The organism is Arboricoccus pini (genome assembly GCF_900187945.1).
In the GTDB taxonomy this organism is placed as follows: Bacteria; Pseudomonadota; Alphaproteobacteria; order Geminicoccales; family Geminicoccaceae; genus Arboricoccus; species Arboricoccus pini.
Window position 1 is genome coordinate 1 of the sequence record NZ_FYEH01000011.1, and the last position, 26,481, is coordinate 26,481.

Below are 26,481 nucleotides of genomic sequence, written 5' to 3' on the forward strand. Positions count from 1 at the left end.
CGTCATCAGCCTGGCCAGCCGCTCCTCGCGCGGCAGACCCGCCAACTCCTTGTAATGGCGAACGAGGGCCTGAAAGCCCTCCTCCCGCATCAGCCGTTCGAGCTCGACCGGTGCGACGCGCTCGGCCGCCGCCACCCGCGCCACCTCGCGGCCGGCCCCCAGCGCCTGCGCCGCGCGCCGCCGATCCCGCCTTGCCGCGAAGGCATAGCGAGGAAGACGATGGCGAGACGCGCTGGGCCCATGCATGATCATGAGATTATAGGAATATAAGCAAGCGCGCAAGCTGGCATGCATGGCTGTTTTACGAAGCTCGCCGACGTCTTTGCCGAAGGAAAGAAGGACCGAGAAAGAGAAGGAAAAACGACGAGATCGGACCTGGCCGCACGGTGCTGTGGAGATATCGACTGTCTAACCCGGCCGGATTGACGCGCGCTCTGACAGCTCGCGCATGACGCCGTCACGCATCATGAACGGCCTCTCGGACTCGACGCATATGGGCGCATGCTGGAAGGGAATTTTCGCACAATACTGGATCGGCATTGCGCTCCTGCTCGTCGAACCGCCGCATGTGGCCGGCCGCTTACGGTTCGATTGCCGGCCCAAGGGCGATTTTCCCGGTCCGCCGGTGAATGGAATGCGCGTCGTCTTGGCCGAGAACATCTTCTACGAGTTCCAGGACGGCAGGATCTGGCGGTCCTCTCGATCGTCGACAGGGCCGCCATCGCGGCTCGGCTTTAGCCAAGGAGGCTCAAGGACCGGCCGGGTCGTCTCCCTGATCAAGAAAAGCCAGGACCATGCGGCTGAAGGCGGCCGGGGTCTGGAGCGGAGCGAAATGTCCCGTGTCGGGGAGAAGTTCCAGCCGCGCGCCGGGGATCGCCGCTGCCATCGACCGAGTATCGTCGGGATCGATGAATTCCTCGTACTGGCCATCGGCGATCAGCGTCCGCGTCCTGATCCGGGCAAGATCGGCCGATGTCCAGGACGGCTCCGTATCCCACATTCGCTGCACATCATGCGTGAGACGCTGCCAAGCGGCCGGTCCCGCACCGTCGGCGATGAAATCCTCCTCCGAGCGCTGGCCGATCTCCACCATCACGGGATTGATGACTGGCTTGACCAGGGCATCCGCCCGGCTGTTGGCGCCATAGGTGACAAGGCTCTGGAGACGCTCGGGATGGTGCATGGCGATGTCGAGGCCGATAATGCCGCCATCGCTCCAGCCAACCAGCGCCACCTTGCTCAGATGAAGGCTGTCGAGCAGGCCCAGATAATCGTCGGCCAACTGGTCATAGGTCATGGGTGCGCTGCCGCGCTCGCTCCGCCCATGGCCGCGCGTGTCGGCGACGATGACTTGGTGGTGCGCTGCGAGCGGGCCGACCACGGCCGCCCACTGCTCGGCGTTGCCGAGCCCGCCATGAATGAGGAGGACAGGCGAACCGGCGCCGTAAATGGCATAAGCCATCTTGAAGTCGCCGACCGTGGCGAAGCCCTGCCGGGCCGGAAGCGGCATCGCCGGCTCGGGCGGCAGGTCGAGCTGCCAGGCATAACGGCTAAAGAGCGGCGAATCGGTCGCCAGCGTGAAGGCGGAACAGCTAAGGGCGACGACTAGGCTCAAGGGGCCGAGCCAGCGCCACAGGCCGAAGAGCCCCACCTGGCCTTCCCTGCCAATGCCGCTGACCGACGCTGCCTGCATGACGCAATTATCCCTCAAGGCGACGCTCTGTTGCGACTCGAAAGAGGCACTTAGCAATGAAATGTCGTCGCGAAAGCGAAGACTGGCGGGTGGCGCCCTATGGTAAGCAAAAACGGACCATGCAGGCCTCAACCGCCGGCATGGCGGCGGAGGAAGAGAAGGCCCGGCAGACCGGACGCAAGAACGAGGAAGCCGCCGGGGAGCGGCGTCACGATGGCGCTCGCAACGTTGATGTCGACGAGGTTCGAGACGTATCGTCCACCCTTGGTATCACCGGGGACAACCAGCCGGGCGAAACCCGCGTCGCCCAGATCATGGCCGTCCTGCCTATAGGCGACCAGAACGCCTGCATTGCCGAAGTCGGTCAGCAATTCGCCCAGCGAGAACACCGCCTTGTAGCCGTCGCTGCCCGTGGCGGTGACGTAGCGGCTGAGGATCTCGCTCTTGATGCCGGGATTAGTCTTGACCGTCGCCCGGTCGAGAATATCGGTAAGAAGCACGCCCGTGAACGTCGACGTTACCGACCTCTTGCCGGCAAGATAGGTCACCGTGCGCGTGGTCGAAGGCAGGGCAGCCAGTGCCGCCTGATCATAGGTGGCGGGCGTCGTGACACCGCCGGACACGGTAAAGGCCGTCGAAAGGGCCGCCATGGCGTTCGAGACCAGCGCCAGGAATATGCTCGCGGCGAGGCCAAGAAGCCTAGTCGATGTCATTAGATGCCTTCCCCCTTCGGATAAGGGTGATATCTGCATGAATACAACGTCATGCTCAAGCATGAACGTCGGCTGGGAGAGCCAATATTGTCATCCCAAGATAGGCTTGCGGGCCAGGATATGCGCGTGGGCGAGATAAGGACCGAGCTTCCCGCCACGCGGAACGCCGGCCTCATCTTCATCGGCCGCATCCGCACGCCCTGGCAGGACCGCAAAGCCTGCCCCCGCCAGGGACGGCTGGACGGTCCCCTTTGCCGCATCGAGCTGGCGGATCCCTGGGGAAGGGCCCTGGACGGCATCGAGGTCTATGATCGGCTCGAGGTGCTCTACTGGCTGGATCGCTCGCGTCGCGATCTCCTGCGCCAGAGCCCGCGCGACGACGGCAGGACGCAAGGCACCTTCGCGCTGCGCTCGCCCGTGCGGCCAAATCCGATCGGCACCTCGATCGTCCGCCTCGTCGCCCGCGAGGGTGCAACGCTCCTCGTCCAGGGTCTGGACTGCCTGGATGGCACGCCACTTTTGGACCTGAAGCCGGATCGCAGCGTCTTTGGCCCCCTGGCCCAGGCCGGAGTCAGGGCCGGGAGCCGATAGGAAGCCGGGCCCGTTGTGTCGAGCGACGAATGGCGAGATAAAGAAGAGAGGGCAGCAGATGCTGCCACCCGCGACGAAAGGTTAGGACATGGGCCACGAAAAAGAATTCTATATCGATGGCAGTTGGGTCGATCCGATCGTTCCTAAACTACTCGATGTGATCGATCCCTCCAACGAGGAGCCGGTGGCGCAGATCTCGGTGGGCGGCAAGGCCGACGTCGATCGCGCGGTCGCCGCCGCCAAGGCCGCCTTTCCTTCCTTCTCGCAGGTCAGCCGCGAGGACCGTCTGGCCCTCCTGCGTCGTATCCTCGAGGTCTATGACCGCCGTGCCGAGGACCTGGCACAGGCCGTCAGCCGCGAAATGGGGGCTCCCCTCAAGTTCGCCCGCGAGGCGCAGGTCGCGATCGGTCGCGGGCATCTGGCCCAGATCATCAAGACGCTCGAGAGCTTCGCCTTCACCGAAGCGCGCGGCTCGACCCTGGTCGTCAAGGAGCCCATCGGCGTCGTCGGCATGATCACGCCATGGAACTGGCCCTTGAACCAGATCACCTGCAAGGTCGGCCCGGCCCTGGCCGCCGGCTGCACCATGGTCCTGAAGCCAAGCGAGATCGCACCTCTCGATGCGATCATCTTCGCCGAGATCCTGGATGAGGCCGGCGTGCCCAAGGGTGTATTCAACCTCGTCAACGGCGATGGCCCGACCGTGGGCGAAGCCCTCTCGCATCACCCCGACATCGACATGATGTCCTTCACGGGCTCGACCCGGGCTGGCATCCTGGTCGCCAAGGGCGCGGCCGAGACCGTCAAGCGCGTCAGCCAGGAATTGGGTGGCAAATCCGCCAACATCCTCCTGCCGGACGTTGATCTCGAGACAGCCGTCACCAAGGGCGTGGCCGGGTGCTTCGGCAATAGCGGCCAGTCCTGCAACGCGCCAACCCGCATGTTCGTGCCCGCCGATCTCATGGACAAGGCAGCCCTCATCGCCAAGCAGGCGGCCGAGACCTTCAAGGTCGGGCATCCCAATGCGGGCGACACCGTCCTGGGTCCGGTCGTCAGTGCCGTCCAGTTCGACAAGATCCAGGGCCTGATCCAGTCCGGCATCGAGGAAGGCGCCGAGCTTGTCGCCGGCGGCCTCGGCCGTCCCGAGGGGCTCAATCGCGGCTACTACGTGCGGCCGACCGTCTTTGCCCATGTCCGCCCCGAGATGCGCATCTCGCGAGAGGAGATCTTCGGCCCGGTCCTCTCGATCCTCGGCTACGAGAACGAGGAGCAGGCCATCGACCTCGCCAACGACACGCCCTATGGCCTGGCCGCCTACGTTCAGTCCAAGGACCTGGATCGGGCGCGCAGGGTCGCGTCCCGCATGCGCGCCGGCAACGTCTTCATCAACTATCCGGCCTGGGACTCAGCAGCGCCCTTTGGCGGCTACAAGCAGTCCGGCAACGGGCGCGAATATGCCGATTTCGGCCTGAACGAATTCCTCGAGATCAAGGGCGTGGTGGGCTACGAGGCCGCCTGAGGCGCCCTTCCACCGGCCAGCCGGCGGGTCTTCAAGCCCGCCGGCCATCGAAAAAGCCCGCCTCCGACAGGCGGGCTTTTTTCTTGCGGCCGGGCGGGGGCGCTGCCTAGGCCAGGTCGACCCAGACAGACTTGGTCTGGGTATAGTGGGTGAGGGCTTCGAGGCATTTATCGCGGCCATTGCCCGACTGCTTGAAGCCACCCCATGGCTGGGTCATGTCGCCATGGTCGAAGCAGTTGACCCAGACGACGCCGGCCTCGACGTCACGGGCGAAAGTAAGCGCCTTCTTGACGTCACTCGTCCAGATCGAAGCGGCCAGGCCAAAGCTCGTATCGTTCGCGATGGTGAGCGCCTCGGCCAGTCCATCGACCGGCAGGATCGAGGCCACCGGCCCGAAGATCTCCTCCTTGGCTATGGTCATCTGGTTGGTCACGTCGGCAAAGACCGTGGGGGAGACGAAGGCGCCCTTCTCCAGGCCCGCCGGCACGCCGCCACCCAACTTCAAGCTGGCCCCCTCGGCCTTGCCCTTCTCGATGAAGCCAAGCACACGCTTTTGCTGCTCGCTGGTGACGAGCGGGCCCATCGTCGTCTCCGGGGAGAGCGGGTCGCCCGGCTGGTAGCTCTCGGCCGCCACCGTCAGGAAGCGATCGAGGAAGCGATCGTGAACGCTGCGATCGACCAGAAGCCTGGAGCCCGCATTGCAGACCTCGCCCTGGTTGGCGAAGATGCCGTTCACCGCATAGGTGACCGCGCGATCGAGGTCGGCGACGTCGGGCAGGATGATTTGCGGCGTCTTGCCGCCGCATTCGGTCGTCACCCGCTTCATGTTCGACTGACCGGCATAGATCATCATCTTTTTGCCGATCTCGACGGAACCCGTGAAGCCGATCTTGTCGACATCCATGTGCAGTGCCAGCGCCGCACCTGCCTCGTGGCCCAGGCCCTGAACGACGTTGAACACACCCTCCGGTCCGCCCGCTTCGATGAAGAGATCGGCCAAAAGGACAGCACTGGAGGGCGATTGCTCTGCCGGCTTCAGGACGACCGAGTTGCCGCAGGCCAGGGCCGGCGCCAGCTTCCAGACGGCCATCATCAAGGGATAGTTCCAAGGCACGATCAGGCCGACCACGCCCAGAGGCTGGCGCAGGATATAATGGAAGGCGTCGAAGGCGGTGCTCGTCACGGCGCCCTCGATCTTGTCGATCGTCTCGGCGAAGAAGCGCATGCAGGTGGCCGAGCCCGGAACGTCGACATTGACCATGTCCATGACGGGCTTGCCCATGTCGAGCGTATCGAGCAAGGCAAAGCGCTCGGTATTGGCAGCGATGAGATCGGCGAATGTCGAGAGCACCGCCATCCGCTCGCGGGGGGCCAGCCTCGACCAGGCGCCGCCGCGAAACGCCTTACGGGCCGACTTGACAGCGACGTCGACGTCCTCGGCCGTGCTCCTTGGCGCCTTTGCCCGTACGGCACCGCTCACCGGGCTCACCACATCGAAGGTTTGCCCACTAAGCGCGCCCCCATGCCTGCCATCGATGACGTTGACGATCTCGACGGCCAGACCATCGGCCGCACTGTGCCATGCGGCGGTCGAGCGAGTGGCCAGGGCTTCTGACATGATGGCAATCCTCAATCGTGCGTGGGCGCGTCTGCCATCGCTATAGCGATATGCGTGCCACGTCCTCAAGCTACGATAGCTTGCCGTTATATTCACATGAATATACCGTCGGCCTCCGCGAAATCAGAGTCGCGAGCTTGCAAGGGAGCATGGATGAGCAGGATGCAGGCAGGCCTCCTCGGCCGGACGATCGGCGGGCCCGCCACGCTCGACCGAGCGGCAGCGATCGCCGCCATGCCGGCCACGCTCCGCCGTGAGCTCGGCCTGGAGACGGTGGCAGCCCAGCCGGCTTTATCGCGCCGCCGCTCGCTCTGGGAGTTGGACAGCGTCCTGCACTGCTCGATCATCGGCACCTGCCTGACGACCGGCGAGTTGCGCGCGATCATGGGGCGGGTCGATCCGGCCTTGAAGGACCGCCAGGCGCACGACGATCACGACGTGCATCATGCAGCCGTCCTGGCGGCCGGCCGGCCCGAGAAGGGTGGCAAGCTGCTGCACAAGGCGCTGGACCTCCGCTTTGCCGGCAAGATCCGCCAGTTCGCCCAGGCGGAGGACGAGGCTGCCCTGGTCCGGCTCTGGAAGCGGCATCTGGATGAAGGCGACGTTCCCGGCGCCTATTGGGCCGCACTCAGCCATCCAGCCCTCCGCCAGGACAGCCGGGCCCGGATCTTCGGCGACGTCCACATGCTCTCCCATCTGGTCGGCGCCTCGAATCGGGCCGCACTCAAGCAGCTCCAGGCGCTGGAGGCCGCCAATGCCACCCTCGCGGAGGAGCGGCAAAGGCTGCGCGCCGACCTGCAGGCCATGACCGCGCAACGGGACCGCCTCGAACGGGAACTGCATCGCGAGCGGGCAGCCGGCCTTGCGCATGAGCAGCTTACCGCCCGTCTGACCGGCCAGCTCCAGGACCGCGCGAGCATGGAAGCGCCGCGCGAGTTGCAGGCGGCCCGCGCCGCCGAGGCCACGGCACGCGGCCAGGCCATCGACCTTGCGAGCGAACTTTCGGCCGAGCGCCAGCGGCGGAGCGAGCTGGAGGCGGCGCTGGCCGACGCTCAGGCCGAGATCGACGTCTTGACCCGACTGCCGCAGGACGAGGCCGAAGCCCCGCTCGATCTGGCTGGCGGCCGGGTGCTCCTCGTGGGAGGCCGGACGGGTCAGGCAGCCCATGCGCGCGCCTTCGTTGAACGTCGCGGCGGCCGCTTTGCCCACCATGATGGCGGCCTCGAGCGCTCCTGCGCGCAGCTGCCCGCGCTGGCGAGCCAGGCCGACATCGTGCTGGTGCCGGTCGACTGCGTCAGCCACGAGGCGGCCCAACTGGCCAAGAAGGCGGCCCAGCACGCCGGTGCCGCCTTCATGCCCCTGCCCCGGAGTGGACTAGGCACCCTGGCACGGGCCCTGGCCGGCTGGACCCAGCAGCGGCGGGACGCAGCAATGCCCAGCGAGTCCGCCTGACGCACCGATCGCGGCCGTGGTAAACCTCCCGGGGTCGACAACCTGAGGGGAATGCATCAGGTGCAGATAGCGCTCGTCACCGGCACCAGCGGCATCGGCCGCGCGATCGCCCTGCGCCTGGCTGCCGACGGCATGACCGTCTGGGCACTGGGCATCGACCCCATAATCAACGCGGAGCTCGCCGAGATAGCCAAGGCGCGCGGCCTGGCTTTGTCCGTGCACGCTGCCGATATCGCCGCACCCGACCAGGTGCAGGCCGTCTTCAACGCGCTGGAGGCCACGCATGGCGGGCTGGACGTCATCGTCAACGCCGCGGCCATCCACCCCTATGGCGATGCCGTGGAAACCAGCCCGGCCACCTTCATGCGTTGCCTTGAGGTCAATGTGGGCGGGATCCATCTCACCGCCCATTTCGGAATTCCGCTGATACGCAAACGGGGCAAGGGAGTCATCGTCAACCTCGCCAGCGTCCAGGGCCATGCCTGCCAGGGGGGCGTTACCGCCTATGTCGCATCCAAGGGTGCGATCCATGCCATGACCCGAGCCATGGCGATCGACCATGCCAAGGAGGGCATCCGCGTCGTGTCGATCAGCCCGGGTTCGGTCCGAACCCCCATTCTCGAACTGGCTGCTCGCACCTTCGATGGGGCGGACGCCGATGTCGGGGCGGCCTTCGCCCGCTTCGGCGCCGCCCACCCGCTCGGCCGCATCGGCGAGCCCGAGGAGGTGGCGGCCCTGGCCGCCTTCCTCGTCTCCGACCAGGCGGCCTTTATCACCGGCGCCGACCATCGCATCGATGGCGGCCTGTTGGCGGGCCTGGGCGTGCGCTGAGCGCACCGCCACGTCGAGCGGGCAGATCCTCCCGTCGTGATCACAGAGGCCGCCCGACTCCCGCCCGGCGCGCCCGGACCGGCCCTCGCGCTCCTGTAGGGCCACGCAGGTGCAGCAGGCTGCGCATGTTGTGATCACAAATCTGCCCACGTGCTGGGCTGATATTCGCTGCCTGTCGCGACAAAGGGCGGCGAGGCAGCGATGGAACGAAAGTTGCGACAAGGGCGGCAGGAGCGTTTCGACGGCCGGTCCGGCAGCCGCTACGGCTGCGAAGCAAACGCGCATCTTCGCCGGGGAGCGGCATGAGCTTTAACGTCTGCATCGATATTGGTGGTACCTTCACCGATTGCCTTGTCGCCGACGAGGCTGGTGCCGTCTCGATCTTCAAGGCACCGACCACGCCCGGCGCCTTCCACAAAGGCTTCATCAACGTCCTGCACGTGGCCGCGAAGGGCTATGGCCTGGACGCCGCGGCGTTCATGGCGGCGATCGACGTGATCGTGCACGGCTCGACGGTCTCGACCAACGCCTTGGTCGAGCGCAAGGTCGCCAAGGCCGGCGTCATCGTCAATGCCGGGCATCGCGACGTGCTGGTGCTGCGTGAAGGGCCGCGCAAGGGCGCCTTCCAGTGGCGTCTCGACTATCCCGAACCTTATATCCCGCGCAGCCGCACCTGTACGGTCAAGGGTCGGATCGACGCGCGTGGCCACGAACTGGAGCCACTTTGCGAGGCCGACGTGCTGGCGGCCGTCCAGCACTTCAAGAATGAGGGTGTCGAGGCCATCGCCGTGGGCCTCCTCTGGTCGATCGTCAACCCGGCGCACGAGATCCGCACGCGCGAGCTCATCCAGGCGGTTTGGCCAGATATCCCCGTGACGCTGAGCTCGGAGATCAATCCGACGCCGCGCGAATATCGCCGCATCATCGCGGCCGCCATCGACGCCTCGATCAGCCCGATCATCAAGACCTATGTGCGCGCGCTGGAAACGGCCCTGGCCGAGGAGGGATTCAAGGGCGAACTGCTGCTGGCCAACTGCGTGGGCGGCATGATGCCGCCCAAGGAGATGATCGCCAAGCCGATCTACAGCGTCATGTCCGGCCCGACCCTGGCGCCCATCGCCGCCCTGGCCCTCTCGCCCGAGCCCGACATCATCGTCGGCGACATGGGCGGCACGACCTTCGACGTCTCGGCCCTGCGGGACCATCAGCTCATCGTCACCGCCGAATCGATGATCCACGACGACGCCCTTGGCATTCCCAAGGTCGACGTGCGCTCGGTCGGCGCCGGCGGCGGTTCCATCGCCTGGGTCGACGATGGCGGACTTTTGCATGTGGGCCCGCGCAGTGCCGGGGCCAGGCCAGGACCAGCCTGTTACGGCTTCGGCAACATGGAAGCCACGGTAACCGATGCCAACATCGTCCTTGGGATCATCGATCCAGACTACTTCCTGGGCGGCGCCATCAAGCTCGACCGGGCGCTGGCAGAGCAGGCGGTGGACGCCATCGCCCAACGGCTGAAGATAGGCCGCCTCGAGGCCGCCTATGCCATCCACACGACGAGCAACCACAACATGGTGGCGGCGATCGAGGAGATCACGATCCGCGAGGGGCTGAACCCGCGCGACAGCTATTTCGTCTGCGGCGGCGGTGCCACCGCCTGCCATGTGGCCGAGATGGCCGACATATTGGGCCTGAAGCGCTACATGATCCCGCGTTTCATGGCGGGACTCAGCGCCTTTGGCGGCCTCGTCTCGGCATTGCGCTGGGAGCAGAACGGCGTCCTCTACACGGATGCGAAGCGCTTTGACTTCAAGGGCGTCAATGCCCTCCTGGCCGATCTCAAGGCCACCAGTGCCGCCTTCCTGGCCGATGCGCGTGTGCCGGCCGAGCGGCAAAGCTTCGAGTTCGCCTTCATGGGCCGCTACGAGTACCAATCCTGGGAGATCGAGGTGCCCTTCGAGATGGAGGGCGACGAACTCCATCCGGACGAACTGCCCAAGCTGGTCGAGGCCTTCCATCGCATGCATGAGCGGATCTACTCGATCCGGGCCGAGAGCGATCTCGTCGAGTTCACCACCTGGAAGGTCAAGGCGGCCGGCGGCTATGCGCGCCAGGATCATTGGCGCGACTTCACGCTCGCGCCCCAGTCGGGTCCGGTCGCCGCCAAGGCCAGCCGGCCGCTCTATGCCCTGGAGGCCAAGGCACAGGAGGAGGTGCCTATCTACGATGCGGCCGCCCTGGGGGCCGGCGCCAGGCTTGCCGGCCCCTGCCTCGTCGAGGCGCCGACCTTCACCGCCGTCCTGAAGCGGGGGCACGAGGCTCTCGTCGACGATCACGGCAATTTCCTCGTCACCGTCGTCTGAAGCCGGAGAACAGGCATGAGCGATCAGCCAAACGCCGCGGCCGAGCCGGCCCTCGAATCAGCCAGCGACACGCGCCGCGTCGATCCCTTCTTGATGGCGGTCCTGAAGAGCCGCTTTGAGGCCATCGTCCGCGAGATGTCGCTGGTGGTCCTGAAAGCCAGCCGCTCGGCCGTGATCAAGAACGGCCGCGACTTCTCCTGCGCCATCCTCACCTATGACTGCCGCCTCGTCTCGACCGAGGATGCCCTGCCCATCCACGTGACCTCGATGGACCTGGCGATCCGCCCCATCCTGGAATTCTTCGACGACATCGCGCCCGGCGACATCTATCTCAATAACTGCCCCTATACCGGCGGCACGCATCACGCCGACATGATCATGGCGATGCCGGTCTTCGTGGACGGCAAGCCGCTCTTTTGGGCCGTGGCCCTCTCGCACCATGCCGACATGGGCGCACCCATCCCGACCACCTATCTGCCCTTTGCCAAGAACATCTACGAGGAGGGGCTGCATTTCCCTTGCGTGCGGGTCGTCGAGCGCGGCAAGGAACGCTCGGACGTCATCCGCATCGCCCTGATGAAAATCCGCGCCTCCAAGGTCTGGCATGGCGACTTCCAGGCCCAGATCGGCGCCTGCCGGACGGCGACGCAGCGGCTGGTCGAGCTCATCGGCCGCTATGGCGTGCCGACGGTCGAGGATTTCGTCGAGGACTGGTTCGACTATGGCGAGCGGCGGGCGATCGCCGAGATCAGGAAGCTGCCCGCCGGCACCTACCGTTACGAGACGCGCCACGACCCGGTGCCGGGCGTGGCCGATGCCGGCATTCCCGTCCGGATCGCGGTGACGGTCGACCCCGAGGCCGGCCGGATCACCGTCGACATCACCGACAATGTCGACAACGTGCCAGGCGGCCTCAACACGTCCGAGAACACCGCCTCGGGCTCGTGCCGCATGGGCGTCTTGAACAATCTCGATTCGTCCATTCCCCATAATCACGGCAGCATGAGCCGCATCGACGTGGTGATGGGAGAGGGCAAGGTCGTCGGCAAGCCACGTTATCCAGTCGGTACGTCGGTCGCCACCACCAACGTCAATGACCGACTGATCACCGCTGGCAACTGCGCCTTCACCGCGATGGGCGCGCCGCATGGGCAGGCCGAGGGCGGCGGCCACATGCCGGTTGGCAACGGCGTCATATCCGGCCATGACCCCTTCAAGGAGGGGCAATATTATATCAGCCAGATCTTCATCGGCTATGCCGGCAACGGCGCGCGCCACGGCCATGACGGCTGGCTGACCTTCTGCGGCCCGGCCAATGGCGGCCTGATCTCGCTGGATTCGATCGAGGTCGACGAATCCATGTATCCGATCATCGTCGAATCCCGCGAGATCCAGGCCGACACGCAAGGCTTTGGCACCTATGAGGGCGCGCCGGCCGTGGGCGGTGTCTTCTATCCGATCGATCACGCCATGACCGTCGTCTATGCCTCCGACGGGACGAGCTTCCCACCGGCCGGCGTGCTGGGTGGCACGGCCGCCGCCTCGGCCATCAACCGCAAGCAGAAGAGCTCGGGCGAAATCGTCGAACTACCGGCCTTCAGCGCCGAGGTGGTCGAGGCGGGCGAGAAGCTGGTTTTTCGCGCCTGCGGCGGCGGCGGCTATGGCCCGCCGGCCAAGCGCGACCGGGCGCGGGTGGCGGCAAGCGTCGCCAAAGGCTGGCTCTCTGCCGAAAAGGCCAAGGAAGTCTACGGCTACGAGGCCTGATTTCGTCGCCAGGACCCGTCAAGGTCGCCTTTGCGCTTTCATGGGGCAGGCGCTGCAAACTTCGCATGCCTCAGCGAGGCCGGCGCCGCTGCCATGGCCGGCCACCGCGTGATATTTGCGTGCGTCGGTATCCCTTCGTGGATGCCGGCAGGAGTTGGCAGACCTCGGGAGCCAACCGGGCGTCGATCATCAACGCAAATTTTCGCCGCTCTCCAAAGGGCGGCAACCGTCGTTTGCCGACTCCGCCGTTGCCCTCCAGAGGCATCGGCGAGCGACGCGCCCGAAATCCCGCGCTCGCGATAAGCGGGACCGATTGAAGCGAAAGCTTGGCTAGTCGAGTTCCGCCGCCAGCGAGGTAGCGAGCTTGCAGACCAGCTCCCGCCCGTCGGTGCTCTTGATCTTGCCGAAATCCTCGATCAGCCGTGCGGCCATGAGGCCATTCTGACCGTCCGCGTGGTCCGGCGACAACGGATCCAGCGGCAGCAATAAGAGGTCGGTCAGCTGCACCTGCAGGATCTGGGCGATATGCGCCAACCGGGCAATCGATATCCGATTGGAGCCAACCTCGTATTTGTGCAATTGCTGATAGGAAATGCCCAGGCGCTGCGCCAATTGCGCCAGCCCCATGCCTTTTCTCATGCGCGCCACCCGAATGCGCGGACCTATGGATCGCTCGAAATCGATCCACTCTTGGGGAATGCTGGGCCCTGCCCTTTCGGGAGTCGCCGCCCCGTTCATCGAGAAGCCCGGCCGGCGATCGACGAAGTGCCGCGGGCGATAAGGACCGAGCCCGGCCAGGCGAGGTCGCTAATTCGCGCACCCAAAGCGGCAGAACCGGTGAAGCACTGATCGGCGTTCGAATGTAACACGGGCCATGAACCGCCGATGCGTTCTTTGTGCGACAGCCGGTCTACGCCGATTTTTAGCCTAACATACATTGGGTACTCAGAACATGAATACTTGAGAAGAATAGATCGATTTATGAGCCGTTTCTTACCACAAGGCCTCCAAAAAATACAAGTGCATCAAGTTAATATATCATGGCGATGATTTCAGCATGGCGATACTTAACTCACAGTTAATTATGATGTACGTTGATTAATCAAATGAGTTGCCGCCAACGTTTTGCCCGGTTGCGGCGACTCCGCTCTCGGTCCGTCAGGGCTATCGTTGGCGCTCGCTTCACGACGATGCTGGCGAACCGCATCCGCCGGAACGCTCTGCAGGCGGGCGCGTTCATCATCGACGGGATAACGAGCAAGGAGCGCAATCATGAAACTGCAATGGCGCACGGCCCTTGGCGGCGCGGCCATGTTGACGCTGACCGCCTGTGGCGGCGGCGATGGAAGCGGTAGCAACACCGCCACGGCAACGCCGGATGCGGCAACGCGGATGAGTGCCGGCCTCAGCGACGCCGACAAGAGCTTCATTACCGACACCGCGCACGGCAATTACGGCGAAATCGCCGCCGCGCAGGTGGCGACGCGGAGCAGCAATGCCGCCGTACGCGATTTTGCTGTGAAGATGATCAAAGATCATTCGGCCATGAACAATGAGTTGGCGGTGCTGGCGACCAAGAAGGGGATCGAGCCACCGACCAACTCTGGCGTGACGAACTCGGCCGAGAACGCCTATCTCAAGCTCCTCCCGGGTGCCACATTCGATTCCCAGTATGCCAGCCGCCAGGTAAGCGACCATCAAGCCGTCCTGCAGGCCCTCCAGAATGAAGCCGCCACCACGACGGACTCAGAGCTTCGTGCTTTCGCGAACAAATATATCCCGATCGTGCGGCAACATCTGACGGCCGCCCAAGCGCTCACGCAAAGCGTCGGCAAGGCGTCCTGAGGACGGCGTCGACCGGCTGATTGATAGAATTTATCGATTGCAGCATCGAAAACAGTGATTTGAACTACTCAAGGGAGGACCGCAGATTTGGAATAAGAGCAAAAATGATCAGGTGACGTTCACGTGCCAGCCAACCGCACCTTCGACGAGGCGGCAATCAAGGCCATCATCGCGGACATGAGGTCGCTCGACGGGCCCTTGATGCCCATCCTTCATGCGATCAACGACCGGCTGGGCTATGTCGATCAGCGCGCTTTGCCGCTTATCGCCCAGGAACTCAATCTCAGCCGGGCGGAGGTGCACGGCGTCTTCACCTTCTATCACGACTTCAGGAAGGCGCCGGCTGGCCGCCACGTCATCAAGGTGTGCGTGGCCGAGGCCTGCCAGTCGATGGGTAGTGACCGGCTGGTCGATCACCTCAGGGCGGCGTTCGGCATCGGCCTTGGCGAGACCACGCCCGATGGCCGAATCACCGTCGAGCCCATCTATTGCCTGGGCAATTGCGCGCTCTCGCCCTCAGCCATGATGGACGGCAAACTCTATGGCCGGGTCGAGGGCACGCGCGCCGATCGCCTGGTCCGCAGCGCTAACCTTGCCGCGGCCGGAGATGGCCGATGAGTCTTCGTCTCTATGTACCGGGCGACGCCTCGGCCCTGGCCATGGGTGCCAGCGATGTCGTCCTGGCCATCAAGGCCGAACTCGCCCGGCGCGGGATCGAGGCCACAATCATTAGGAACGGCAGCCGGGGTCTCTTTTGGCTGGAACCTTTGGTCGAGGTCGAGACGCCCGAGGGCCGGGTGGGCTACGGCCCGGTCGAGCCCGAGGATGTTCCCGGCCTGTTCGAGGCCGGTTTCCTCCATGGTGGCGCGCACGCACATCGTGTCGGCCTGGTCGAGGAAATCCCCTATCTTAAGAAGCAGCAGCGTCTGACCTTTGCCCGCTGCGGCATCATCGATCCCCTCTCCCTTGCCGACTACGAGGCGCATGGCGGCCTCGCCGGCCTGCGTCGCGCCCTCACACTGAGCGGCGAGGCCATCGTTAAGGAAGTCACCGATTCCGGCCTGCGTGGCCGTGGCGGCGCCGCCTTTCCCACCGGCATCAAGTGGGAGACAGTCCGCAAGGCGGAGGCGGCGCAAAAATACATTGTCTGCAACGCCGACGAGGGCGATAGCGGGACCTTCGCCGACCGCATGCTCATGGAAGGCGACCCCTTCGTCCTGATCGAAGGCATGGCGATCGCCGGACTGGCGGTCGGTGCCACCAAGGGCTTTGTCTACATCCGCTCGGAATATCCGCACGCCTTTCGCCAGATGAACCGAGCCATCGACGAGGCGCGGGCGGCGGGCCTGCTCGGCGCCGACATCCTGGGCTCCGGCCGCACCTTCGACATGGAGACGCGACTAGGCGCCGGCGCCTATATCTGCGGCGAGGAGACCTCGCTGCTCGAGAGCCTCGAGGGCAGGCGCGGCACGATCCGCTTCAAACCGCCTTTGCCGGCGCTGAAGGGCCTCTTCGGCCAGCCCACCGTCATCAACAACCTGATCTCGCTGGCCAGCGTGCCCATCATCCTGGACAAGGGAAGCGCCTTTTACCGCGACTACGGCATGGGCCGCTCACGAGGTACCCTGCCCTTCCAGTTGGGCGGCAATATCAAGCATGGCGGCCTCATCGAGCTCGCTTTCGGCCCGACACTGCGCGAGGTGATCGAAGAGTATGGCGGCGGCACCCATAGCGGTCGGCCGGTGCGCGCCATCCAGGTAGGCGGCCCACTTGGCGCCTATTGGCCGGCCTCGCTCATGGATGTGGCGCTCGACTATGAGGAATTCATCAAGCACGACGGCATGATCGGCCATGGCGGCATCGTCGTCTTCGACGACACGGTGGACATGGCCAAGCAAGCGCAGTTCGCCTTCGAGTTCTGCGCGCATGAGAGCTGCGGCAAGTGCACGCCCTGCCGTATCGGCTCGACCAGGGGTGCTGAGACCGTAGCAAAGGTCCGCCGGGGCCAGGATGTCGAGGCCAATCTCGTGCTGTTGCGCGATCTGGCGCTGACCATGCGCGACGGCTCGCTTTGCGCCCTGGGCGGTCTGACACCAATGCCGGTCGTCTCGGCGATCGACCATTTCCCCGAGGACTTTGACGGCGGCGGCCCGATCAATGACAGGCCGCCCAACATACCAGAACCGCATCGCTTGCCGGGTTCGCCCGGGCTTGCAGCAGAATAAGGGAGAGAGAGCCATGGCTATGCTCAAGGAGCAGGATCACGGCACCCCTAGTCGTGTCAGCGAGGAGACGGTGTCGCTCACGATCGACGGCCAGCCGGTCAGCGTGCCGAAGGGCTCGTCGGTCATGCATGCCGCCAGCCTCATGGGCACGGCGATTCCCAAGCTTTGCGCCACCGACAGCCTCGAGCCCTTCGGTTCCTGCCGCCTTTGCCTGGTCGAGATCGAGGGGCGGCGCGGCACGCCCGCTTCGTGCACGACGCTGGTCGAGCCGGGCATGAAGGTGACGACCCAGAATGACCGGCTGGCCAAGCTCCGCAAGGGTGTCATGGAGCTCTATATCTCCGACCATCCGCTGGATTGCTTGACCTGTAGCGCCAACGGCGATTGCGAATTGCAGGACATGGCGGGTGCCGTCGGCCTGCGCGAGGTACGCTATGGCTATGACGGCCAGAACCATCTGGGCCAGGCCAAGGACCTCTCGAACCCATATTTCCAGTTCGACCCCTCCAAATGCATCGTCTGCTCGCGCTGCGTGCGCGCCTGCGAAGAGGTTCAGGGCACCTTCGCGCTCACGATCGGCGAGCGAGGCTTCGGCAGCCACGTCTCCCCCGGCATGGACGAGTCGTTCCTTTCCTCCGAATGCGTTTCCTGCGGCGCCTGCGTCCAGGCCTGCCCGACGGCGACGCTGATCGACAAGAGCGTCGTGGAGCACGGCCAGCCCGACCGCTCGGTGGTCACGACCTGCGCCTATTGCGGCGTCGGCTGTGCCTTCAAGGCGGAGCTCAAGGGCAATGAGATCGTCCGAATGATGCCCTACAAGGACGGCAAGGCCAATCACGGCCATAGCTGCGTCAAGGGCCGTTTCGCCTGGGGCTATGCGACCCACAAGGATCGCATGCTGAAGCCCATGATCAGGAAATCGATCCGCGAGCCCTGGAAGGAGGTCTCCTGGGAGGAGGCCATCGGTTATGCCGCCGCCGAGTTCAAACGCATCCAGGCCGATCACGGCCGAGGAGCTGTCGGCGGCCTGACCTCCTCGCGCTGTACCAACGAGGAAGCCTATCTGGTCCAAAAGCTGGTCCGTGCTGCCTTCGGCAATAATAATGTCGATACCTGTGCCCGCGTCTGCCATTCGCCCACCGGCTATGGCCTGAAGACGGCCTTCGGCACGAGCGCCGGGACGCAGGATTTCGACAGCGTCATGGATAGCGACGTGATCTTCGTGATCGGCGCCAATCCAACCGACGGCCACCCGGTCTTTGGCAGCCGCATGAAGCGCCGCCTGCGCGAGGGGGCAAGGCTCATCGTCGCCGACCCGAGGCGGATCGACCTTGTGAAATCGCCGCACATCAAGGCCGATTATCACCTCCAGCTGCGACCCGGCACCAACGTCGCCCTGGTCAACGCCCTGGCCTACACGGTGATCGAGGAGGGACTGGCCAACATGCGCTTCATCGAGGAGCGCTGCGACCCGGTCGATTTCGCCGTCTGGCTCGAATTCATCCAAAGGGACGAGAACCGGCCGGAGGCGGTAGCCGAGCGCATCGGCGTCAAGGCAGACGATATCCGTGCCGCTGCCCGCCTCTATGCCACCGGCGGCCGGGCCGCCATCTATTATGGACTGGGTGTGACCGAGCACAGCCAGGGCTCGACCATGGTGATGGGCATGGCCAACCTTGCCATGTTGACGGGCAATATCGGCCGCCGCGGCGTGGGCATTAACCCTCTGCGCGGTCAAAATAATGTCCAGGGCTCCTGCGACATGGGCTCATTCCCCCACGAATTGCCAGGCTATCGCCACATCTCGGACGAGGTGACCCGCAGGCTCTTCGAGGCGGCTTGGCAGGTCGAGCTCGATGGCGAGCCCGGCTTTCGCATTCCCAACATGCTGGATGCCGCGGTCGAGGGCGGCTTCAAGGGCCTCTATGTGCAGGGCGAGGACATCGCCCAGAGCGATCCCAACACGCAGCACGTCACCGCAGCGCTCGAGAACATGGAATGCGTCGTCGTCCAGGATCTGTTCTTGAACGAGACGGCGAACTACGCCCATGTCTTCCTGCCGGGCTCATCCTTCCTCGAGAAGGACGGCACCTTCACGAATGCGGAGCGTCGCATCAGCCGCGTTCGCCAGGCGATCCCGCCCATGGCCGGCTATGCGGACTGGGAAGTGACGATGATGCTCAGCAATGCGCTGGGCTACCCCATGCATTACGACCATCCGAGCCAGATCATGGCGGAGATCGCCGCCCTTACCCCGACCTTCAAGGGCGTTTCTTTCGAGCGCTTGGAGGAGCTGGGCTCGATCCAGTGGCCCTGCAACGACGAGCACCCCACCGGCACGCCCATCATGCACGAGTCGATGTTCGTGCGCGGCAAAGGCAGCTTCGTCGTCACCGAGTACATCCCGACGGACGAGAAGGTCGGGCCGCGCTTTCCGCTCCTGCTCACCACCGGGCGCATCCTCAGCCATTATAATGTGGGTGCCCAGACGCGGCGCACCGCGAACACGGCCTGGCATCCGGAGGATCTGCTAGAGATCCACGCCCATGACGCCGAGGAGCGAGGCATTCGCGAGGGCGATTGGGTGGCGATCCAGTCGCGGGCCGGCGAGACCAGTCTGCGCGCCAAAATCTCCGATCGCGTGCAGCCCGGCGTGGTCTATACGACCTTCCATCATCCGCTGACCGGCGCCAACGTCATCACCACGGAAAATTCCGACTGGGCTACCAATTGTCCGGAATACAAGGTCACGGCAGTGCAGGTCAGGCTGACCAATACCGTCTCCCACTGGCAGGAAGATTATCAGGCTTTCCGCGAGGTGGCGCGACAGGTCGGCCCCGAGGAGATTGCCGCGGAGTGAGCTTGTCCGTGCGGCGGCCGGCCCGGTAACGGACGGCTGACTTCTCAAGCCTTAAAGGAGATCGTCAATTTCCAGCGCATCGTCCATCGATCGCCTGGTGGTGATGGCCAACCAGATCGCGACATTCTTCGCCTCCAAGCCTTTCGCTGAAGGAGTGAGCCAAACCGCCGATCACATTCGTCAGTTTTGGGACCCACGCATGCGAGCCAGCCTTTGCGCTCACCTAGAAGCTGGCGGTGTCGGCCTGTCGCCGCTGGCGCTTGCCGCCGCCCGGGAACTTGCATGCCAGCCGGCGCCGCCGCATGATCCTGTGACCTGGACGAGCCGTGATAGCACCGAGGCGGATGCTGGATATCCTTAAGGCTGAATTACCGATCTTGTACTAGCCGAGTGGTTGGCTTACCTGCGTGCGGACGGGATGTTTCCTCGTCACAGTGCTCAACGCGACCGTGTCGCACGGTCGGAGCCCATATGGCGAGATATAGGCATGATCCGCATTGGCTATGGTAAGCACGGGCAGGTACAGACCGCCGTCGAACAATGCAGGAAGGCGCTTGGTCCAGGCGCGCCGCATTTGCTGTTGGCATTTTGCGGCGGCAAGCATGCGCCGGCCGAAGCCATGGCGGCCATCCGCGAGAATTTCGGCGCGGACGTACCGGTCGTCGGCGGGTCGGCTGCCGGCGCCATCGCCAGGACCGGTCTTGGATATACCGGCCTTGAGATCGCCATAGCCGCCTTCGACGACGTCGAGACCCTCCCCTCCCTGCACGTCGCCCACGGCATGGACAGTGGCGAGTTCGAGGCCGGCGAGCGGCTCGGACAATCGATAGGGACGGCCGCCAGCGACGGCGCCGTTGTCCTCCTCTTCTATGACAGTGTTGCCGCGCACGAGCCGCTGAGACTGCATAATGCCAGCACATTGCTGCGCGGCATCAACGCCGGGCTCGCCGGCAAAAGCGTGCGTCTCATCGGCGGCGGCACGCTTACCAACCTTAACCTCTCCGATGGCTGGGTGTTCGACGGTACGCAAGCCTGCAAACATGCGGCCGTTGCCCTCGTCTTTCCGCCCTCGGTCGTCGAGGAGACGCGTATCCTCCATGGCTGCCGGCCGGTCAGCACCTTCATGAAGATCACCAGCATCGACGAGGCAGAGGTCTTCGAACTCGACGGCGAGCCAGCGCTCCAGGTAATCGAAAGCAAGCTTGGCATCTCGGTCGGCGATGGCGCTGGCGAGGCGCTTTCCTTGATCGCCACCTTGGGTGAGAAGCATGGCGACCTTTATGCGCCCTATGACGAGAACAGCTATGTCAACCGGCTGATCCTCCGCGCCGATCCGAACAAGGGCTCGATCACGCTGTTCGAAGAGGATTTCAAGCTTGGCTCGACGGTGCAGATCATGGGACGCGACAATGCCTTAATGCTGGACAGCGTGCGCGACGGCGTCGCAGCGCTCAATGAACGCCTGCCCCATCTCGATCCCTTTCTCGTGCTCTACATCGACTGCGCCGGGCGCGGCAGCGTGCGCAGCGGTGCGCCCGTCGAGGAGGCCCAGCTCGTGGTCGATGGCCTGGGCGGACAGACGCCGATGCTCGGTTTCTACTCGGGCGTCGAGGTAGCCCCGGTAGCTGGCCAGAGCCGGCCGCTCGACTGGACGGGGGTTCTAACTGTACTCGCGATACGATGACCACCGAGGGGGATCCGGCCTCTGAACTGGCTCGGGCCCTAGCCTACTACAAGCAGGAATGCGATGCCCTGGGCGCGCGTCTCCTGCGCATGCAGGAGGAGCAGAGCCAGTATTACCGCGAGGCGCGCCGCAGTCAGGTGGTCGCCAAGCTGGTCCGCGAAGCCAACCAAATCGCCGACAGGACGCCGGAGGCAGAGCAGATCGGTTATCAGGTCCTCGAGATCGTCGTCGAGAATACGAGCTGCGACGGGGCGGCGATCCTCGTGGAGGATCCGATCGACAGCCGTGGCTTCAAGATCTGCGACATGCTGGGCATGAATCACCATGCCGACACCTCATTGAGCCTGTCGACCGTACCCGCCTTCTGCTTCACGAGTTCGCGCGAGCCCCCCAACAGCGCGGCCCAGGAACTGATGCGGTTCTTGGAGTTCCCATTTCTCCTTTGGGCCTATGACCGCACTACCGGCTACGCCATGGTCATCACCAACCACTCGGAGGCCAACGTGAATCGCGCCTTCGAGGCGCGCGACCGGATGCTGATCGAGGGCGCGCTTTCGATCTATCTCGACGTGGTGGCACGCAAGCAAGCGCACAGCAAAGTGCGCGAGGCGATGCGCCTGGCGGAGCAGGCCAATCTCACCAAGGAGGCCTTCCTCGCCACGCTCAGCCATGAATTACGCACACCCTTGAACGCCATCCTGGGCTTGGCAGATATCATGAGCGGCAAGACCCAGCGCGGTCTGTCCCTGGAGGACTGCCAAAGCTATGCGGCCGAGATCGGCCAGTCAGGTCGGCATCTCCTGCGCCTCATCAACGACATTCTCGATTATTCGAGCATCGGCCAGGGCAAGCTGACCCTGCAACCGGAATGGATGCGTCTGTCGCAAGGTGTGGGCGCCGCCGTCCGGGCAGCACAGGGTGTAGCCTCTCAGCGTGACGTGGCGCTTGCCGCTGGTCACATCGATCCGGGGATCGGCGTCTTCGTCGACACGGTACGGTTTCGGCAGATCATGGATAATCTGATCGGCAATGCCATCAAGTTCACGCCCTCGGGCGGCAGCGTTCGCGTTGAACTGCGCCAGCCGGCGGAAGGAGGTCTGCATATCGAGGTGATCGATACCGGGATCGGAATGTCGCCCGACGATATCGAGATTGCCCTGGCGGCTTTCGGCCAGGTCGACAGCGCCTTGAGCCGGCGATCGTCCGGCACGGGCCTGGGCCTGCCCATCACGGTCGGCCTCATAGAAGCGCATGGCGGCCATCTGGTCGTCCAAAGCGAGTCCGGCCAGGGCAGCACCTTGCGTGTCGTCCTGCCCGCCAACCGCGTTCGCCTGCCCGAGGCAACACTCGACCCCGCTGACTGACCCCGTTCAACGCCGTCGCCCCGCAACGGCGACGTTGAATGATGTCAGGCACGCGATCCGGTCTCAATGCTGCCAATCCGGCAGGGCATCGCGAGGAGTCGCGGCCAGGGTGCCGAGATTTTCGTCGATGGCGCTAAAGAGGCCCCAGTTCTCGCCATAATTAATGGGAAAGCCCGGGCAGCCGGCGTCGACGTCGTTCTGGCGACTATGGATATAGCTGGTCCACTCGCCAGCCGGGCGGCGATGGTGAAAGTCGTGACAAGGGGCATCACCCACCAGCACGGTCAGGCGCACGAACAGCTGGACCGTCAGCATGTTAGCCCACCAGCCGCTCCAGGCGAGAAGGCCCGCGGCCGTGGTCGCCGCCATCTCGGGTGGCTGCGCGCCGGGAAAGACGCCAGCTGTGGCAAGGCAAATGAACTCACGGCCACGAGCCGCGATCAAGGCCGGCTCGGGAAAGCGATGCTCACAGAGGATCCGGCCGATCGTCGCCAACTGCAAAAGCAGGGTTACGGGCAGAACCCAGACCAGCAGGAAGGGCAAAAGCAGTCCGCTTGCCGCGGCAAGGGCGAAGGAGCCGGCCCAAAAGCCGATCGAGACCAGATTATGGGTCCGGTCGGGCGACGTCGTCGCGGCCTTGAGCCGGCGGTACAGAAAGCGCACGTGGAAGCTGGGTGAAAAGACCACATTCAAGAGAACCCGGCGCCAGAGTTCGCCTTTGCTCAAGGATGGTTCGAGCCGGCACATGCCGAGCACGAAATCGGCGAACTCATCGTCCTCCGTCAACAATTTGCGGGCATTATGGTGCATCATGTGCTCTTGACGGTAAGCATCGAAATGTTTGAAAAGAAATAAGGCGGAAATAAGACGACCGACATCGCGGTTGTGTTTCTTTTCCTTGAAAACGGCTCCGTGACCGCAATGATGAAAAATAACGACCTGGAAAAGACCCAGGCCGGAAGTCGTCAATGTCAGAGAGATGAATAGCATCAGGCTAAAGATCAGCGTGTCGTCGGCTATGAAAGCTGCGGCCCCCAAGCCGATGCCCGCCACCATGAGACCGATTGCTTCATGCACGTAATGCGTGGCGGGAAGAGCAGGCGCTGCTTCTCCCGGCGCGGGTCGCGCGGTCAGCCAAGTCAGGAACGGCTGGATCGTGCCCGGAAGCCGATTGGCCATGGCCGTTCGGGGATCGAGCTGATAGCCAGCCTGGCTTTTCTGCTCGGTGATTGTATGAACATCGGCGAGGATCGATGACACTTTGGCCCTCCTTTAGGGTCTCAACTAGCTCGTATGCGGTAACCTCGGCAGGCTAGAATTCCTGTTAAGCCCGAGCTGTACCGCGCATGACACGACAGACAGAAAGTCAACACCATAGGTTTACAAACCCAGGGTGTCACAACGCTAAAAAGCTAGCGTGCAGGAATTCATACGAGCAAGATTAATCGCTGCGAACGCAGACTTAGAGTTGCATTCAACTTAGCAAACGAATCTAAATCAGAGTTTATCTAAAGTTCAACCCTGGATTGATATACCGCCAGTCAAGGCGCCATTGAGATGCAATTGCGCCCAGCCGACTTGGCGGCATAGAGAGCACGATCCGCGCGCCTGATCAGCGCATCGCCATCTGTGTTGGCTACAGTGGCGATGGCCACGCCGACGCTTACGGTGACATGCAGGCCGCGCGCCGCTTCGACGTCAAATCGGCTCTCGTCGATCCGCCTGCGCAGGCGTGCTGCCACACTCGCTATCTCTTCATCCGACATGCCGACGATGACGATGATGAACTCCTCGCCGCCCAGCCGTGCCGCGAGGTCGACGATGCGCGTCTCCTCGCTCATCATTCGCGCCACCTGCAAGAGCACGCCATCGCCGACGGCATGACCAAACCGGTCATTGAATTCTTTGAATCGATCGATATCGATGAGCAGGACGGCCACGCGCGCGAAGGGCTCGGCGGCAAGCTGACTATCGAGATGTCGGCGGAAATAGCGCCGATTATAGAGTCCTGTCAGTGGATCGACGAGTGCCAGACGCATGGCGTCGTCGAGGTCCTGCCGTAGACGATCTTGGTAGAGCTTGCGACGAATGAGATTGCGCGCCCGGACGCGCAATTCGTTAATGTCCAGCGGCCGCACGATCCAGTCATTGGCGCCGAGATCGATGCCGCGCAAAATAACGTCGCGCTGATCCGCCTCGGCCACCAGTAGAAGGGGCACATCCCGTCCGAGGGGCGCGGCGCGCAGCCGCGAGGCCAGTCGAAGTGGATCGCCCGTGCCCAGTGATAGATTGATGACCACAAGATCGAGCGCGACGTTCCGCAGACAGTGCAGCGTCTCGTGTTCATCGCCCGCCCGCATGCAGCTGATACCTTCGTCGGCCAAAGCCTGGGTGATGCGCTCCGCACCCAGGTCCCAGTCATCGACCAGCAATGCACGTGTCGCCTCGACGCTCACCGCGCCCGGTCCATCGCCCTCGATCAGGCCCAGCGAATGCGATGTCTCCCAACGAGCCTGCCACTCGTCGGAGAGCCTCTTTAGACGCACCAGGCTGCGCACCCTTGCCATGGTCGTGGCGGCCTCGATCGGTCGGGTCAGGAAGTCGTCGGCGCCACATTCGAGACCGCGCAGCTTGGCGGCAGACCCGTCCAGCGCCGTGACCATGATGACCGGGATTTGTGCCGTTCCTACATTGCGCTTGAGTTGGCGGCAGACCTCATAGCCATCCATGCCTGGCATCATGACATCGAGGATGATGACATCTGGATGCCAGACGGCCGCCTTTTCCAGCGCCTCGGGGCCGTTGATGGCAGTAGCCACCTCGTAATAATCCTGGGAGGCCATCACGCTGAGGAGGCGGACATTCGCCTCCGTATCGTCGACGACCAGAATGCGCGCCGTCATGAAAGCCCCTTTAGTTCCGTCTCGCGGTGAGAGCTCTCATCGATTTGGAAGCTTCGTCAGGAAGCGTGGTCCGATAAACCAGTTAAGAATCAATCCTACAGTAGGCATGACGCATGTTTCAGGCTGCTTCGATATCCCAATAGCTTTTTTGCGGCGTTGACGTACTGCCTTTGGGACGGAAATTCACCAGTACGCCTTGCAGACCCCGCGTCGGCGCAGCGGGGGCAAGGCCTTCCTCGCGCATTGCGCGCATGGTGGGCGACGCCGGATGGCGCACGATCGCCAAGCTGTATTCGGGAAGTGAATCGGTCTCCTCGACCTTGCGCAACGTGCTGGCGAACTTGGCCAGCGTATCCTCGCAGCCGACACGACGGCGTAATTTGTCGAGACCGATGACAAAGGAGGCCTGGTTGCCACAATGACTGCGCGCCACTTCATAGAGTCGGCGCTCGATGGGGCCAAGCGTGAAATAGCGGTGGTCATAGGTGAGAATACGGAGATCTTTGAGGATCGCCCGATAGAGCCAGTCGCAAAGCCGGACTTTGATGGCCTTCAGCCGCCGCTCGCCGGTTCGTGCTTTTGAGTATTGGACCCTCGCCTCAGACACCCAGGAAAAGAAGCCGTCCTCGCCCTCGCCGCCTGCCTCGATGTTCGTCTTGATCTGCGTGCCTTGCAGGCGCTCCAGCGCCTTGGTCAGTCGTTCATAGGACCTGGCCGACCGATTAGCCCCCACCACACGCAGGAAATCATGGCCCGTAAACACGAAGTCCTGCTCAGGTCGTTCGCCACGGTTCATCTTCTCGACCATCAGCGAGGCGATGTAGAGAAGAATTTCCTTATCATAGATCGTCGCGACGCCGATCGAACTCGGCCGCACCTCGATCGTCACCCGGCTGTCTGTGAAGACCAGAGGCTGCATGCGCCGCCCCTTGGAGAGATGAAAGAACGGGAATTCCATAATCGACCGCTCGCCTTTGACCTTGCCGGTCAAAGGACTGTCGTAGAGGGCTAATTCCGTCTGGATGAGCGTCATCGGCGTTCTTTATCGATTCGTTT

The 26,481-nt window shown here is 63.8% G+C and carries 21 protein-coding genes and 1 pseudogene; 14 read left to right on the forward strand and 8 right to left on the reverse strand.

Going from position 1 to position 26,481, the window contains the following annotated elements:
• On the reverse strand, positions 1-282 hold a 282-nt coding region (locus CFB17_RS14075), incomplete at its 3' end, for a hypothetical protein (protein ID WP_133063916.1).
• Between the two features lie 211 nt (positions 283-493).
• On the opposite strand from CFB17_RS14075, the pseudogene CFB17_RS19975 reads away from it, so the two are divergent.
• Positions 494-679 (forward strand): annotated as a pseudogene (locus tag CFB17_RS19975) (ester cyclase); the annotation flags it as partial.
• Between the two features lie 69 nt (positions 680-748).
• Here the strand turns inward: CFB17_RS19975 and CFB17_RS14085 are convergent.
• Entirely contained in the window at positions 749-1,693 is a 945-nt protein-coding gene (locus tag CFB17_RS14085; RefSeq protein WP_088562211.1) for an alpha/beta fold hydrolase, read from the reverse strand.
• 128 nt (positions 1,694-1,821) lie between these two features.
• Complete coding sequence (locus CFB17_RS14090) at positions 1,822-2,406, reverse strand: molybdopterin-dependent oxidoreductase (RefSeq protein ID WP_165769624.1); 585 nt, start codon at positions 2,404-2,406, stop codon at positions 1,822-1,824.
• Positions 2,407-2,526: 120 nt separating this feature from the next.
• Here CFB17_RS14090 and tsaA point away from each other — a divergent pair, with 120 nt between their 5' ends.
• Together tsaA and CFB17_RS14100 are read left to right on the forward strand one after the other, a co-directional pair.
• Positions 2,527-2,997, forward strand: coding sequence for a tRNA (N6-threonylcarbamoyladenosine(37)-N6)-methyltransferase TrmO (tsaA, locus tag CFB17_RS14095; protein WP_207762116.1), 471 nt, complete (start codon positions 2,527-2,529; stop codon positions 2,995-2,997).
• A gap of 88 nt (positions 2,998-3,085) precedes the next feature.
• Positions 3,086-4,516: an aldehyde dehydrogenase family protein gene (locus CFB17_RS14100; protein WP_088562214.1), complete on the forward strand. Its 1,431-nt coding sequence runs from the start codon at positions 3,086-3,088 to the stop codon at positions 4,514-4,516.
• Between the two features lie 106 nt (positions 4,517-4,622).
• Here CFB17_RS14100 and CFB17_RS14105 read toward each other — a convergent pair whose 3' ends face one another.
• Complete coding sequence (locus tag CFB17_RS14105; protein ID WP_088562215.1) at positions 4,623-6,134, reverse strand: aldehyde dehydrogenase family protein; 1,512 nt, start codon at positions 6,132-6,134, stop codon at positions 4,623-4,625.
• 162 nt (positions 6,135-6,296) lie between these two features.
• Here CFB17_RS14105 and CFB17_RS14110 point away from each other — a divergent pair, with 162 nt between their 5' ends.
• The 4 genes from CFB17_RS14110 to CFB17_RS14125 all read left to right on the forward strand — a co-directional run bounded on the left by CFB17_RS14110 (position 6,297) and on the right by CFB17_RS14125 (position 12,544).
• Entirely contained in the window at positions 6,297-7,586 is a 1,290-nt protein-coding gene (locus CFB17_RS14110; protein ID WP_165769625.1) for a DUF2325 domain-containing protein, read from the forward strand.
• A 60-nt stretch (positions 7,587-7,646) separates the two neighbouring features.
• Complete coding sequence (locus tag CFB17_RS14115) at positions 7,647-8,417, forward strand: SDR family NAD(P)-dependent oxidoreductase (protein WP_207762106.1); 771 nt, start codon at positions 7,647-7,649, stop codon at positions 8,415-8,417.
• A gap of 302 nt (positions 8,418-8,719) precedes the next feature.
• Entirely contained in the window at positions 8,720-10,780 is a 2,061-nt protein-coding gene (locus tag CFB17_RS14120) for a hydantoinase/oxoprolinase family protein (RefSeq protein ID WP_088562218.1), read from the forward strand.
• Between the two features lie 15 nt (positions 10,781-10,795).
• The gene (locus CFB17_RS14125; RefSeq protein WP_088562219.1) at positions 10,796-12,544 is read left to right on the forward strand and encodes a hydantoinase B/oxoprolinase family protein; all 1,749 of its coding nucleotides are present in this window, start codon (positions 10,796-10,798) and stop codon (positions 12,542-12,544) included.
• 330 nt (positions 12,545-12,874) lie between these two features.
• On the opposite strand, the gene CFB17_RS14130 is transcribed toward CFB17_RS14125, so the two are convergent.
• Positions 12,875-13,282, reverse strand: a complete 408-nt coding sequence (locus tag CFB17_RS14130; protein ID WP_088562220.1) for a helix-turn-helix domain-containing protein — start codon at positions 13,280-13,282, stop codon at positions 12,875-12,877.
• A gap of 534 nt (positions 13,283-13,816) precedes the next feature.
• On the opposite strand from CFB17_RS14130, the gene CFB17_RS14135 reads away from it, so the two are divergent.
• From CFB17_RS14135 to CFB17_RS14165, 7 genes are all read left to right on the forward strand, one after another.
• Entirely contained in the window at positions 13,817-14,389 is a 573-nt protein-coding gene (locus CFB17_RS14135) for a DUF4142 domain-containing protein (protein WP_088562221.1), read from the forward strand.
• A 123-nt stretch (positions 14,390-14,512) separates the two neighbouring features.
• Positions 14,513-15,007 (forward strand): formate dehydrogenase subunit gamma, encoded by a 495-nt coding sequence (locus CFB17_RS14140; RefSeq protein ID WP_243389891.1) that lies wholly within the window; start codon positions 14,513-14,515, stop codon positions 15,005-15,007.
• Positions 15,004-16,614, forward strand: a complete 1,611-nt coding sequence (locus tag CFB17_RS14145) for a formate dehydrogenase beta subunit (RefSeq protein ID WP_088562222.1) — start codon at positions 15,004-15,006, stop codon at positions 16,612-16,614. Before CFB17_RS14140 ends, CFB17_RS14145 begins: the two co-directional genes overlap by 4 nt.
• Positions 16,615-16,627: 13 nt before the next feature.
• Positions 16,628-19,474, forward strand: a complete 2,847-nt coding sequence (gene fdhF / locus CFB17_RS14150) for a formate dehydrogenase subunit alpha (RefSeq protein WP_088562223.1) — start codon at positions 16,628-16,630, stop codon at positions 19,472-19,474.
• A gap of 103 nt (positions 19,475-19,577) precedes the next feature.
• Complete coding sequence (locus tag CFB17_RS14155; protein ID WP_088562224.1) at positions 19,578-19,835, forward strand: formate dehydrogenase subunit delta; 258 nt, start codon at positions 19,578-19,580, stop codon at positions 19,833-19,835.
• 126 nt (positions 19,836-19,961) lie between these two features.
• Positions 19,962-21,158: an FIST signal transduction protein gene (locus CFB17_RS14160; protein ID WP_165769627.1), complete on the forward strand. Its 1,197-nt coding sequence runs from the start codon at positions 19,962-19,964 to the stop codon at positions 21,156-21,158.
• Positions 21,155-22,522: a sensor histidine kinase gene (locus CFB17_RS14165; RefSeq protein ID WP_088562226.1), complete on the forward strand. Its 1,368-nt coding sequence runs from the start codon at positions 21,155-21,157 to the stop codon at positions 22,520-22,522. The genes CFB17_RS14160 and CFB17_RS14165 overlap by 4 nt, the downstream gene beginning before the upstream one ends.
• 63 nt (positions 22,523-22,585) lie before the next feature.
• On the opposite strand, the gene CFB17_RS14170 is transcribed toward CFB17_RS14165, so the two are convergent.
• The 3 genes from CFB17_RS14170 to CFB17_RS14180 form a co-directional block, all read right to left on the reverse strand.
• Positions 22,586-23,782, reverse strand: coding sequence for a fatty acid desaturase (locus CFB17_RS14170; RefSeq protein WP_088562227.1), 1,197 nt, complete (start codon positions 23,780-23,782; stop codon positions 22,586-22,588).
• A 281-nt stretch (positions 23,783-24,063) separates the two neighbouring features.
• Positions 24,064-25,425: a PleD family two-component system response regulator gene (locus CFB17_RS14175; protein WP_088562228.1), complete on the reverse strand. Its 1,362-nt coding sequence runs from the start codon at positions 25,423-25,425 to the stop codon at positions 24,064-24,066.
• 118 nt (positions 25,426-25,543) lie between these two features.
• Complete coding sequence (locus CFB17_RS14180) at positions 25,544-26,458, reverse strand: replication initiator protein A (RefSeq protein ID WP_088562229.1); 915 nt, start codon at positions 26,456-26,458, stop codon at positions 25,544-25,546.
• Between the last annotated feature and the right edge of the window lie 23 nt (positions 26,459-26,481).